Here is a 13,573-nt window from a genome sequence, read left to right as displayed (position 1 = left end):
TTTGCTTACCGTTATTTTTACAAGGATATTCGTATGATAACTTTATCAACCGAGCAGCAGCAACAAGTCAATCAACTTTTAGGTCACTCCGCCACTCGGTGTATTGGTGTGTATTTAATTGATTTACCAGTTGATTTTAGAGTGAATCGAAAAGGGCATTTATATTATAAAGATAATAATATTCTTATTTCAACACAACAGCAATATTTACCACCGTTTAAGCAAATGGTGGCATTAAGGAAACAAGAGTTAGAAAACACCACACCAGTCAACGCTATTGATGGTGAATTTTTAAAAGCCATTTACCCTGTATCTACTGACAATCCCGATAAAATGCAAGGTATTATTTTTGAACGTATGGAAAGAGAAGGTATGCCAGATGTAGCCAGAATCTTAGAAGCTTATCGTTGGCAGGATGAAGTAACATTAAAAATAGAAATGAAAGCTAATAATGGTTTAGCACAAAGGTATGATGAGGATAGAGCAACATCTTCCCCTGGATTATATGATAATAATGTCCCGGACAAATTAAATGAGTTATATAAATTATTTGAACGAATTTCCGTTCGTGATGATTTAACTATTCCAACTGAACCAGGTTTTTGTTTTTTGCATAGTTTTATGAAAGGTGAAAATCGCGAGCATAAAGATATGACTTTTATCTATCGATATAATAATAAAGAGGATTTCTATTTTAGAATTAAGTCAGAGGATCAGTCCTACAATGTGGCATTACTAGACATACCTGCTACGTTTATTATGCCTGAGTTTGGAAAAACCATCTATAAAGGTACTCGAAAAAATAAGCATTTATCATTAGAGGAATGGATAACCAAAGGCAAATATTTTGAAGATGATATAGTGGGGCGAGATTTTATGCATGAAGGATACATTTTTACCTTAGGTATTCATATGGTTAATTCAAATTATCGAACACCAAAATTAGTGGTTAAAATGTTCTATAAAATACCAATTGATAAAAGAAAGGCCTATACCGAGGAACAATTAATGGTGATATGGCAAAGAATAACCGACAGTATTCGGATAAGGGAAAGCTCGTTTGAAAATTAACCAAAAGTATAGCGTTATCATTATTATTACCGTGGCAATAGTTTTATTTTTTGCTTGCTACCTGTTTTACAAAAATAATCATAAGATAACTTTATCAACTGAGCAGCAACAACAAGTCAACCAACTTTTGGGTAACTCCGCCACGCGTTGTGTTGGTGTGTATTTAATTGATTTACCCATTGACTTTAAAACAGATCAAGTAGGACAACTCTATTACCAAGATAACGATGTTATTATTTCAACACAACAACAGTATTTACCCCCATTTAAGCAAATGGTGGCATTAAGGGAACAAGAGTTAAAAAACACTAAACCTATCGATTCTATAGATGGTGATTTTTTAAAAGCCATCTACCCTGTATCTACTGATAATCCCGATAAAATGCAAGGTATTATTTTTGAACGTATGGAAGATATAACTATTCCAGATGTAGCCAGAATCTTGGAAGGCTATCGTTGGCAGGATGAAGTCACATTAAAAATAGAAATGAAAGCTAATAATGGTTTAGCACAAAGGTATGATGAGGATAGAGCAACATCTTCTCCCGGATTATATGATAATAACGTCCCAAAAAAATTAAATGAAATCAATAAATTATTTGAACGGATTTCCGTTCTTGATGATTTAACTATTCCGACTGAGCCGGGTTTCTGTTTTACTAATGTATTTATGAAAGGTGAAAATCGCGAGCACAAAGATATGAATTTTATCTATCAATATGATGGTAACGAGGATTTTTATTTTAGTATCGACTCAGAGGATCAGTCCTACAATGTGGCATTACTGGATATACCTGCTGCGTTTATTATGCCTGAGTTTGGAAAAACCATCTATAAAGGTACTCGAAAAAGTAAGCATTTATCATTAGAGGAATGGATAACTAAAGGCAAATATTTTGAAGATAATATAGTTGGGCGAGATTTTATGCATGAAGGATACATTTTTACCTTAGGTATTCATATGGTTAATTCAAATTATCGAACACCAAAATTAGTGGTTAAAATGTTCTATAAAATACCAATTGATAAAAGAAAGGCCTATACCGAGGAACAATTAATGGTGATATGGCAAAGAATAACCGACAGTATTCGGATAAGGGAAAGCTCGTTTGAAAATTAACCAAAAGTATAGCGTTATCATTATTATTACCGTGGCAATAGTTTTATTTTTTGCTTATCGCTTGCTTTTGTCAGGATAAATTGTTGATTAATACTGTGCTAAGAACCAAGTAATGGCAATTAAATCAGCTGACCCGCCGGGGCTTAGATTACGTTTGATTAGTTCGTTATCAAGTTCATACAAGTCTTGGCAACCATTTGGATGAGTAATGCCACCTTGTTTAATTTGTTTTTGTGCTTGTTGTTGTACAAAATTCAAACCTTCAAGTCCGCCTCTTGACACTAAATTAGTATCTTGATTATGCGCAAGCAGGTGTAACATTGCTTGTAATAAGCTCAATTCCTCATCATAGCCGTGCTGTTGCATTTGATTAAAAATAGGTAAGGATATGGTTCTAACAGTTAAATAGCCAGATTCAGCTTCCCCTCTTGCACCAGCTAGATTATGCAGTTTAAATAGTTTTTCACCTTTAGAATGGCTGGAGTTATGTTGTTTCAATTCATTATTAACGATACCTTGGCAAATTGCAGATACTTCAGTACAAATCGTTTGGACATTAACAGATAAAGCTGATTGCTCTAATTTGCCAATGACACCGAGTAACAAGCCAAAGGCAAAAATTCCACCTTTATGCGTATTGATATGATTAGTGGCTGTGAACATAGCTTGTTCACATTGTAGACCGATTGGTCTTATATTTGTTAAAAAAGCATGATTGTTTTGGAACGCTGCTTGTTTACCATATTGATAAAATTGCTCAAGCCCGTTTGCAATAGCTTTTATACTTCGAATAAACGTTTGGAAATTCATATCTTGATGAGATCCATTATTATTCATATCCACTAAACCTGGTTTAGGTGATAAGCATATTTCTCTAATCAAGGCTTTTATTGCTAATTGTGCAGGTAAACTTCGGTTCTTATTATCATTTAGTTTTGATTCTAACAGTGTTACTTGTTTGGTATAATCACTCATTATTTATTTCTATATATTTATATTTCATCATTTTTAATCGAAATAAGTTATATTACAATAAGATTAATAATCACTATGCGAAGCTTGTGCAAGCACTTCCCGATTGCCATTATGGCTAGGAGCGCTGATAATTCCTTCAACTTCCATTTGCTCAACAATACGAGCAGCACGATTATAACCAATCCTAAATTTACGTTGGACACTTGAAATTGATGCTCGTCTTGTTTCTACTACAAAGGCAACAACTTGATCAAACAAGGGATCAAGTTCTTCATCAATGGTATCTGAATTGTTACTGTTGTTATCATCAGTTGCAACAGTTACATTTTCAATATATTTTGGTGTGCCACGTGCTTTCCAATCTTGTACTACAGCATGTACTTCTTCATCTCTTACAAAGGCACCATGTACACGTATTGGAATAGAACTATTTGGCGCCAAATAAAGCATGTCACCCATACCGAGTAATGATTCAGCTCCCATTTGATCTAAAATAGTTCTAGAATCAATTTTACTTGATACGGTAAAGGCAATACGGGTTGGAATATTGGCTTTAATTAAACCAGTTATCACATCAACTGATGGACGTTGAGTGGCTAAAACTAAATGAATCCCTGCCGCCCGTGCTTTTTGCGCAAGTCTAGCAATAAGCTCTTCTACTTTTTTACCTACAGCCATAATGAGATCAGCAAACTCATCGACCATGACCACAATATAAGGTAGTTTTTCAAGCATAGGCATATCTAGATCCATACTATCAGTTGGCTTCCAAAGTGGATCGGGTATTGGTCTGTTCATGTCGTCGGCGAGTCTTATTTTTTCGTTATAGCCAGCAATATTACGCACGCCTAAGGCTGACATTAAACGGTAGCGTTTCTCCATCTCATTAACGCACCAATTTAGTGCATTGGCCGCATCTTTCATATCAGTGACAACTTGTGTTAATAGATGTGGAATCCCTTCATAAATAGACAGTTCAAGCATTTTAGGATCAATCATAATAAAGCGTACATCTTCGGGTTGTGATTTATATAAAATACTCAAAATCATGGCATTTACACCAACAGATTTACCGGAACCAGTGGTCCCGGCAACTAATAAGTGTGGCATTTTGGCTAAATCAGCAACAACGGATTGCCCTGCAATATCTTTCCCTAATACTACGGTGAGAGGAGATTGAGCATCACGAAATTGATGACTATCAAGCACTTCTCTAAAATAAACCGTTTGGCGATTTTTATTAGGTAATTCAATGCCTACGTAAGGCTTACCAGGAATTACTTCAACTACTCGTACTGATGGCATAGATAAGGAGCGAGCTAAATCACGATCCAACGTTGAAATTCGTGCTGCTTTAATACCTGGAGCAAGTTCAATTTCGAAACGAGTAATGACTGGCCCTGGCATATAATCGACTACCTTTGCTTTTACTCTATAGTCTGCTAAGCTTTTCTCAATTAATTGTGACATGGCATTTAATGCTACATGATCGACTTCAATTCTTGTTGTAGGTGGCGCAGTTAATAAATCTAATGATGGTAATGGTGTTGTTGGTTTCGGCAGTGGTTTATCATTACGTCTCAATAGTGGGTGAATCAGACTATCTTCATTATCAATAGTTTGATTGTCGCTGTTGTCATTTGCAAGAGAGTTATCTTGATGAATGATAGCAACTGGTTGATTTAGCGGTTCATAAATTTCTGTAGATGAAGTTTCAATAATGGGTTCAAATGAAGTTTGCTTATCATTATGATTTATTGTTATTTCATCCTCATCATTTATCATCGTAAACATCGGTTTACTTGGTGTATCAGAAATTGTAAATTCCTCTAATTCAACTGGTTGTTCAATCGTTGATTTATTTAATTGGAAAGGGATGGCTATGTTTTCGTTTTGCGTAAATGGTTGCTCTTGAGTAGTGGCTATGTTCTGCTCATTCAAAGTTTTAAAAACGGGATCCATTCGCGGCAAAATGTTGTTAGGAGCAACCTCGTCTTGCGTTGTCTTATCCAGCGTTTCGTTGACAATATTCGGTTGCTGTACTTTGTTATCTTCAATGGTTTGGAGTAATTCATCAGTTGTTTTTATTAATACTGGTTCGTTCACAAGAGAAATTGTCGCAGTTGATGGTTCTGGTGTAGCTGCAATTGGCTGTATTAGAATTTCATCAGCATAATAAGTGCTTTGTTCTAAGGGAGATTGTTCTTTTATTGTTATTGGTGAGGATTCCCCATTAGGTATTGCCGTATTGCTATTAGCTACCGGGAAAGTGAATTGGCTTTCATCTTGTTGATTAACTAATGGCATTTGTTTAATTTGTTTATCTTGTTTGATGGCTTGCTCATTTATTTGCTTTGTTTTACGTAGTGCAGCAAATAACCATTTAAAAGGTGTAAGTAAAATCATGACCAAAGCACCTAATCTTTCAATTAGATTTAGCCATGTAAGACCAGTTAATAAGGTTATGCATGCCAAACAAGTAACAAATAATACTAAAGAAATAATAAAACTATCCATAACTGGCAAAAGGCTTTCAATCACAATTGATCCAAGATAACCACCAGCGTCAAATGGTTCTGGGTCACGAATATTCAACGCAAAAAAACCGGTAGTACTAAAAATGAAGCCTAAAATGCCAATAATACGGAAAGATAAAGTGAAATAATTAGTTGATTCCTGAGCATGGCGATAAAAAAAGAGCATCAGCTGTAGGCAAATTAAAATAATGATAAAGGGGATGGTATAAGCTATCAATCCCAAAAATTGTAATAAGATATCTGAAGCATAAGCACCAATATAACCACCAAAATTAGTTATTGAGTAGTGCCAACCAGTCCTAGACCAGCCCGGATCAAATGGGTCGTAAGAGAACAGTGATAAAAATAAGCAAGCAGATAAACCAATTAAAGTCAATAAAAGAAGTTGAACGATTATCTGCTGTCGAGTAATTTTTGACTTTTTCAAACAAATACCTAGAAAATATCACTATTAATGTTGCTGTTATTTTAGCATAAATTACTCCTCTATACAGTGTGAATACTGTATAAAATAAAATTATTGGGAGGATTATTCAGCAATGGCAATAAGTGTCTGGTTAAATCTTATTCCGTTTTGAGTATACCTTTCGGCATTAGCAATATTAGCTGCTATTTCAATATCTGTTAATTTACGAATGATTTTAGCTGGTGATCCCATAATCAAACATCCTTCTTCGTAGGGAATACTGTGCGTAACAAGTGAGTTAGCGCCAACTAAACAGTTTTTGGCTATTTTAGCATTGTTTAAAATAGTACTACCCATGCCAATTAATACATTGTCTTCGATAGTACAACTATGAATAATAACATTGTGGCCGATAGTGACATTTTTGCCAACCAGGCAAGGAATATCAGTATCAATATGCACAGTTGAATTATCTTGGACATTACTGTTTTTGCCAATGCGAATAGGTGCAATATCGCCTCTTAATACGGCATTAAACCAGATTGATACACCTTCTTCTAATTCAACATCACCAATGATTTCCGCTGATTTTGCAATAAAACAAGTTTGGTGAATTTTAGGTTGTAAATTGCCTAATTGATATATCATTTTTATTTCCTTTTTATTTTTCTAACATTTAAAAATAAGCCAACAGCCAAAAAATTGCATAGCACCATTGAATCAACCATTAACCATTCAGTCTTATTATCAGTAACGGCTGTAATTGTATGGGATGATGCAAACATCGATAGTAATATACCAATTATACCAGCAATAGCGAATCGAATTGTTCCTGCTAATGAAGAGGCAGTACCAGCAATATGTGGATAAAAATCTAACACAACAGCCATACCATTTCCACCAATGATAGACATACAACCAATATAACCAGCAATACAAGCAACTAAATACACAAAGCCAAGTTTAAATAATGTTACCAACATTAATCCAATGGCCATAACAAATTGAATGCCAAGTCCAAATTGCATCATATTAATCGAACCAACCCGTTTAACAAAACGACTATTAAGTGTATTGATGAACACCGTCACAACAATGTTAAGGGCGAAATAATAACCGAAATTAATCGATGCCACACCATGCAGGTTCATATACACAAAAGGCCCTAAGCTGAGAAATGAAAATAATCCTGCTCCCGAAAACGCACCTATCAGCATGTAAGTTAATACTTGCTTGTGTCTAAATAACGTTATGAAATTACTTAATATTCGTACTAAACTAAATTTTGCTCGCTTAATTTTAGGTAATGTTTCAGGAATGAAAGCAATAACCAGCCCCATACATAATAGCGCCACACAACCAAGAGTGTAAAAATTTGCTTCCCAATTAAACCAGTTTAAAATCAATCCACCAATAATTGGTGCTAATAGCGGTGCTACATTTGAGATCAACATAACAAAAGACATCATTTTAGAAAATTCATCCCGGTCTTGATAGATATCTTTCATTAACGCATTAATAACAATGGTGGTTGCAGCAGCCGCGATACCATGAAAAAACCGTGCAGTAATTAATTGATTAATGTTGAAGGCAATACCACAACTTAAAGCTGCACAAGTGAAAATAATTAAACCAATAATTAACACATTGCGTCGACCATAGCTATCAGTAATTGGACCAAATAATAGTTGACCAAACGAGAAGCCTAATAAGTAACAACTAATAGTGAGTTGGACAGTTGCATCAGTAACATTAAAATTATGGGCAATAGTTGGCATGCTTGGTAGGTACATATCTATTGATAGTGGCATTAACATAGATATAAAGCCAAGAACAACAATAAGTGCATGTTTAGAAATTTTAATTTTTAGTTGGGTATCCCGTGTTGGCAAGGTAGTACTTCCTCTTCAATTTTATTCAAAAGGTTAATAAAAATGCAGTATTTTAAACATATAGCGTAAAAAATATTGAGCAGCAAATATTTGTTTTGCTGTTCAACTGAGCTGCATCTGAAATATTTATCGGAATGTTAGGCGATATTAACTAAATGAGTTGATTTCATCTTGAGTAAGCGGACGGTATTCTCCTTCAGGGATATCAAGAATAACCGTACCGATTTGTTTGCGATGTAATTCAACTACATGATTATTCACTGCCGCAAACATCCGTTTAACTTGATGATAACGTCCTTCACTGATGGTTAATTCAGCATGATAATCATCAATAATATTCAATAAAGCTGGTTTGGTAAGTGATTTTTCATTATGCAATTGAATACCATGTTCAAAAGTATGAATCAGATCAACAGTCAACGGCTGTTCAACCGTTACCACATAGACTTTTTGACAATGATGCTTTGGAGAAGTGATGCGGTGTGACCACTTACCATCATCAGTTAATAAAACTAGCCCTGTGGTATCTAAATCAAGGCGTCCGGCAGCATGTAGCTTTTCTGACATAGGTTCATCAATAAAATAAAGAATGGTTGGATAGTCAGGATCATCAGTTGAGCAAACATAACCTTGAGGTTTGTTCAACATAAAATAACGATTATTGGTTATAGGCGTTATTTCGTAACCATCATATTCAACAGTTTGTTGTGGAGTTAATTGATAAGCGCCTGATTTTATGATTACACCATCAACGGTTACTTTTTTGGCTTTTAATTCTTTAGTGACAATTGTACGGCTGACACCAAGATGATGAGCAAGAAATTTATCTAATCGCATAATTAAACAATTTTCCTATATTACTGTAATGGGAGTATAAATATCAAAACGATGATTTTTCGTTTTGATGTTGGCAATTGGTTTTTGCTCAGCTAAAAAAGGCGCATAATCAGGCCTTTTCACCACTACGCGTTTTTTAGCTAGTTGCCTTGCTGGTTCAAGTAAACTAGCTGCATCAATATCACTGCCCACCAATTGTTGAAAAATTCGCATCTCTTTTTTAACTAAGGCACTTTTAGGACGATGTGGAAACATGGGATCTAAGTAAACGACATCTGGCTTTTCATTATATGAACTAAGCCCAGATATACTTGAATTATAGATCAAATGTAAATGCTGTTGTAGCAAACTTCCAATCGTGGGATCTTGGTAGGCACGTTGCAGGCCGTCTTCTAATAGAGCCGCAACTACCGGATGCCTTTCAAACATAGTTACCTTACACCCTAATGATGCTAATATAAATGCATCGCGACCAAGTCCAGCTGTGGCATCAATAACTGTGGGTAAATAATCCCCCTTGATGCCAACGGCCTTGGCAATTGCTTCGCCACGGCCACCACCAAATTGACGACGATGAGCCATAGCCCCGGACACAAAATTAACATAAATCGAGCCTAGCTTAGGCTCATCTAGCTTTTGTAATTCAAGTTGGTTATTTTGTGATACTAATGCAAATGGCAGATGCGCATGTTCTGTTAGCCATAGCTCAGCTAATAATGTTAGCTGAGCTATGTTGTTAGAACTAGTGGATACCATAATGACGAAGTAATGCCTCTAATTGTGGTTCACGGCCACGGAAATTTTTAAATAACGTCATTGGTTCATCACTACCACCTTGTGACAATATGTTGTCAAGGAATGAATTACCTGTTTTGGCATTAAAGATCCCTTCTTCTTCAAAACGAGAAAAGGCATCAGCTGATAATACTTCGGCCCATAAATAGCTGTAATAACCAGCAGCATAGCCACCAGCAAAAATGTGACTAAAGGCATGAGGGAATCGTCCCCATTCAACCGTTGGGACAACCGCAACTTGTTGCCTAATTTGCTTTAATGTCTCTAATATGTCGGCATCTTTTTGAGTATGCAGTTTAAAGTCAAATAGACCAAATTCTAATTGACGTAAAATAAATAACGCCGCTTGATAGTTTTTAGCGTCTAACATTTTTTCTAACATTTCTTGTGGTAGTGGTTCACCAGTTTGATAATGTCCTGAAATAAAGGCTAAGGCTTTAGGTTCCCAACACCAGTTTTCTAAGAATTGGCTTGGTAATTCAACCGCATCCCAAGGCACACCATTAATACCTGCTACTGATGAAGCTTCAATTTCAGTTAACATATGGTGTAATCCATGGCCAAACTCATGAAACAATGTGGTGACTTCGTTATGAGTAAACAACGCTGGCTTATCGCCAACTGGACGATTAAAATTACAGGTCAAATAGGCAACGGGTTTTTGTAAATGACCATTGGCAAAGCGCATACGACCAATGCAGTCATCCATCCAAGCTCCACCTCGTTTATGTTCACGTGCATATAGATCTAAGTAAAAACTCCCTTTTAATTCACCATTAGCTGCGTATAGATCAAAAAACCTGACGTCTGGATCCCAAACTTCTACATCATGTCGCTCTTTGGCAGTAATGCCAAAAATTCGCTGTACTACTTCGAATAATCCATTAATTACTCTTGATTCAGGGAAGTATGGACGTAATTCCTCATCATTAATGGTATAAAGATACTGCTTTTGTTTTTCACTATAATATGCAATATCCCATGGTTTTAATTCACTGGCACCAAAAAACTCATAAGCATAACGTTTTAACTCAGCTAACTCTTTTTCGCCTTGAGGTTTGGCTTTGGCCGCTAAGTCGGTTAAAAAATCAATAACTTGTTGAGTAGATTGAGCCATTTTGGTAGCAAGAGATTTATCGGCATAGGTATCAAACCCTAATAACTGAGCTAGTTCATCACGTAGTGCTAAAATCTGCTTAATGATTTCAGTATTATCCCATTTTCCGGCGTTGGGGCCTTGATCTGATGCTCGGGTATTATAAGCTTGATAAAGTTCAAAACGTAGATCCCGATTATCACAGTAGGTCATAACCGGTAAATAGCTTGGCATATCAAGAGTTAGTAGCCAGCCTTCTAGATTTTTAATCTTGGCTTGTTCTTGTGCTGCAGCCAGTGCACTTTCTGGCATGCCAGATAATTGTTCCACATTAGTGATTAATTTTGACCAACCCATAGTTGCATCAAGCACGTTATTGCTGAATTTAGAAGATAATTCCGATAATTTTGCCACAATTTCGCCATAGCGTTTTTGCTTGTCATTTGGCAATCCGATACCCGATAACTCAAAATCACGTAAGGCATTATCAATAACTTTTTTTTGTGCTTTAGTGAGTTTGGTATATTCTTCACTTTGTTTGAGATGTTTGTAAGCTTGGTATAAAGGTTTATGTTGCCCAACCCAAGTACTATATTCCGAAAGTAACGGTAGACAAGCTTCATAAGCAGCACGTAATTCAGGACTATTTTTTACGGCATTAAGGTGGCTAACTGGCGACCAAGCTCGACCAAATTTTTCATCCATTTCATCAATGGGTTGGATTAAATTATTCCAAGTATACTCACTGTTTTGTTTAAGTACAGTTTCAATGGTATGGCGACAATTTTTCAATGTCTCTTGTATTGCTGGTAGGACATGTTCTGGTTTTATCTGCGAAAACAGTGGTAATGGTGCTGGAGTTAATAATGGATTAGTCATGTTGTGTTACCTTTATACAATGATTTTGCCTACTGATAAATTCATATGTGGAGGCAAAAGCCGATAATTCAAGTGTTTTATGAGGTAAGGATATTATAATCCCATTAGTTTTCGTTCACGTTGCCATTCTGTAGGTGTATAGGTTTTAATTGATAGCGCATGAATCCGATTATCATTAATAAACTCAGCGAGTGGTGCGTAGATAACCTGCTGTTTTTTGACCCGACTTAAATCTGCAAATAATTCACCAACAGCAATAACTTGAAAATGACTACCATCATCGGTCATAACATGTATATCTTCAAGGTCAAGTGAACTTTTTAATTTATCTATGATTTCTTGTTTATCCATTAGTTAAACTCATTATTAATATTCAATATTGTGGTATTTTTTGTCAAAATGTTTCAGGTTAAGTATACGTTTTAGTATAAAACGAAAAATAAATTACTTACTTAATACAGGTTGTAAGTCATAAAGCGTAATCAAGGTTTGTAACTGGGGATTAATACCGGTCAGTTGTACCTGATATTTAATGCAAAAGTAGACTAATGTAGCGAGCCCGACTGAATCAACCCGAGTAAGCTGTGCGACATCAATTGATTTTACATTATTTAATAGTGAGCTTTGTGTTGCCCAAATTTCATTTAATGAGTGAGCATCAAGCTCACCCTTTAAATATAATATATTTTGTTGATTTTCTGCTTTAATGCACGACATTATAGTCTAACCTTTTTGTTTAGCACTAGGGTCAATATTGCGATTGGCCAGATCAGTCAATTGCTTGGTTAGCGCATCAATACCATCTTTACGTAAGGTAGTTGACCATTCATTTTGTTTAGTGGAGATCATGCTCACGCCCTCAGCAATTAAATCATAGGCTTTCCATTCACCAGTAACAGTGTTTTTACGCCATTGGAAATCAATGCGTAATGGTTGTTGATTTTTATCTGGTTGAATCAGTAATACCCGAATAGAAACCATTGATTTACCTGTTAAATCCTTTGCGGTTTCAATCTGATAATTTTGTCCATTGTACATAGAAATAGCTTGGGCAAATGCTTGTACTAAATATTCTTCAAAAGCTGTGAAATAAGCATTTCGTTGAGCTTCAGTAGCGGTTTTGTAGTAGTTACCGAGAATTAATGCGCCAGCATATTTTACTTGAACATAAGGAAGCAGATCTGATCTAACAATTTTTTTAAGTATATTAGGATTGGATTTGATCGCCGATGATTGTGCATTTATTGTTGAAAATATCTTATCAGCTGCTACTTGCATCTCTTTATAGGGGTTGTTTTCTGCATATGCTAAAGTACTTACCATTAAAGCGAGCACTATAAAAATGGTTTGTTTTAATTTGCTTAACATTATTAGCTCCTTATTTTTCGCTAGTATTTTCTTTTTTATCTTTATCCGATGAACCACCTATACTATAAAGGAATTTACCAATTAAATCCTCAAGTACCATAGCTGGTTTAGTATTATTGATAACAAAACCTTCTTGAAAATAGGCGGGCTTATCGTTGTGATTTGTTGAGGTATTGGTAGCACCTTTTGGAGCTTCTGATGCATCAAGCTCCAATTCAGTACTTAGGTCTGGACCCAAATTAATATCAATAAATTGTTCACCTAATAATCCAGAAGTTTTTATTGAAAGAGAACTGGAACTTGGGATTTTATTATATTGAGAATCTAAATCCATTGTTACATAAGGTTCGTAAATATCATTATCTGACAATTTTAAAGTAATATCACTAACGCGACCAATCACCACACCACCAATTTTGATAGGTGAGCGCACTTTAAGTCCACCAATATTATCAAATACTGCATAAACACGGAAGGAATTATGACTAACAAATGATGTTGGATCGGTGACTCTAAAGCATAAAAATAGTACTGAACAGATAACAAGTACCATAAATAATCCAACAGTAATTTCAACTTTACGATTCATGTTTAATG

The 13,573-nt window shown here is 35.5% G+C and carries 13 protein-coding genes; 2 read left to right on the top strand and 11 right to left on the bottom strand.

The genetic code is table 11. From position 1 onward, the window contains the following. Window positions 1–33: 33 nt before the first annotated feature. Window positions 34–1,071 carry a T6SS immunity protein Tli4 family protein gene (locus Q0K76_RS01715; protein ID WP_294610294.1) on the top strand — a complete coding sequence of 346 codons (1,038 nt, stop codon included), beginning with the start codon at window positions 34–36 and terminating at the stop codon, window positions 1,069–1,071. Then, window positions 1,061–2,191 (top strand): T6SS immunity protein Tli4 family protein, encoded by a 1,131-nt coding sequence (locus tag Q0K76_RS01710; protein WP_294610291.1) that lies wholly within the window; start codon window positions 1,061–1,063, stop codon window positions 2,189–2,191. The genes Q0K76_RS01715 and Q0K76_RS01710 overlap by 11 nt, the downstream gene beginning before the upstream one ends. An 87-nt stretch (window positions 2,192–2,278) precedes the next feature. Here Q0K76_RS01710 and citG read toward each other — a convergent pair whose 3' ends face one another. From citG to mlaD, 11 genes are all read right to left on the bottom strand, one after another. Then, complete coding sequence (citG, locus tag Q0K76_RS01705; protein ID WP_294610289.1) at window positions 2,279–3,166, bottom strand: triphosphoribosyl-dephospho-CoA synthase CitG; 888 nt, start codon at window positions 3,164–3,166, stop codon at window positions 2,279–2,281. Between the two features lie 63 nt (window positions 3,167–3,229). Further along, the gene (locus Q0K76_RS12980) at window positions 3,230–6,130 is read right to left on the bottom strand and encodes a DNA translocase FtsK 4TM domain-containing protein (RefSeq protein ID WP_363322365.1); all 2,901 of its coding nucleotides are present in this window, start codon (window positions 6,128–6,130) and stop codon (window positions 3,230–3,232) included. A gap of 102 nt (window positions 6,131–6,232) precedes the next feature. Further along, window positions 6,233–6,757 carry a gamma carbonic anhydrase family protein gene (locus tag Q0K76_RS01690; RefSeq protein ID WP_294610286.1) on the bottom strand — a complete coding sequence of 175 codons (525 nt, stop codon included), beginning with the start codon at window positions 6,755–6,757 and terminating at the stop codon, window positions 6,233–6,235. Between the two features lie 2 nt (window positions 6,758–6,759). Then, the gene (locus Q0K76_RS01685; protein WP_294610283.1) at window positions 6,760–8,001 is read right to left on the bottom strand and encodes a Bcr/CflA family multidrug efflux MFS transporter; all 1,242 of its coding nucleotides are present in this window, start codon (window positions 7,999–8,001) and stop codon (window positions 6,760–6,762) included. 147 nt (window positions 8,002–8,148) lie between these two features. After that, window positions 8,149–8,838 carry a 16S rRNA pseudouridine(516) synthase RsuA gene (rsuA, locus tag Q0K76_RS01680; RefSeq protein ID WP_294610281.1) on the bottom strand — a complete coding sequence of 230 codons (690 nt, stop codon included), beginning with the start codon at window positions 8,836–8,838 and terminating at the stop codon, window positions 8,149–8,151. 15 nt (window positions 8,839–8,853) lie between these two features. Continuing rightward, complete coding sequence (locus Q0K76_RS01675) at window positions 8,854–9,594, bottom strand: class I SAM-dependent methyltransferase (RefSeq protein ID WP_294610278.1); 741 nt, start codon at window positions 9,592–9,594, stop codon at window positions 8,854–8,856. Then, window positions 9,581–11,608, bottom strand: coding sequence for an oligopeptidase A (gene prlC / locus Q0K76_RS01670; RefSeq protein ID WP_294610275.1), 2,028 nt, complete (start codon window positions 11,606–11,608; stop codon window positions 9,581–9,583). Before prlC ends, Q0K76_RS01675 begins: the two co-directional genes overlap by 14 nt. Before the next feature lie 93 nt (window positions 11,609–11,701). Beyond that, the gene (locus tag Q0K76_RS01665; RefSeq protein WP_294610272.1) at window positions 11,702–11,959 is read right to left on the bottom strand and encodes a BolA family protein; all 258 of its coding nucleotides are present in this window, start codon (window positions 11,957–11,959) and stop codon (window positions 11,702–11,704) included. Between the two features lie 93 nt (window positions 11,960–12,052). After that, window positions 12,053–12,325 (bottom strand): STAS domain-containing protein, encoded by a 273-nt coding sequence (locus Q0K76_RS01660; RefSeq protein WP_294610269.1) that lies wholly within the window; start codon window positions 12,323–12,325, stop codon window positions 12,053–12,055. A gap of 6 nt (window positions 12,326–12,331) precedes the next feature. Further along, window positions 12,332–12,976, bottom strand: coding sequence for a phospholipid-binding protein MlaC (mlaC, locus tag Q0K76_RS01655; protein WP_294610266.1), 645 nt, complete (start codon window positions 12,974–12,976; stop codon window positions 12,332–12,334). Between the two features lie 10 nt (window positions 12,977–12,986). Then, window positions 12,987–13,565, bottom strand: a complete 579-nt coding sequence (gene mlaD, locus Q0K76_RS01650) for an outer membrane lipid asymmetry maintenance protein MlaD (protein WP_294610263.1) — start codon at window positions 13,563–13,565, stop codon at window positions 12,987–12,989. Between the last annotated feature and the right edge of the window lie 8 nt (window positions 13,566–13,573).

The organism is uncultured Gilliamella sp., assembly GCA_945271295.1.
GTDB lineage: Bacteria > Pseudomonadota > Gammaproteobacteria > Enterobacterales > Orbaceae > Gilliamella.
Note: the sequence above shows the minus strand (reverse complement) of the source record. Positions and strands in the feature narration are given on the sequence as shown.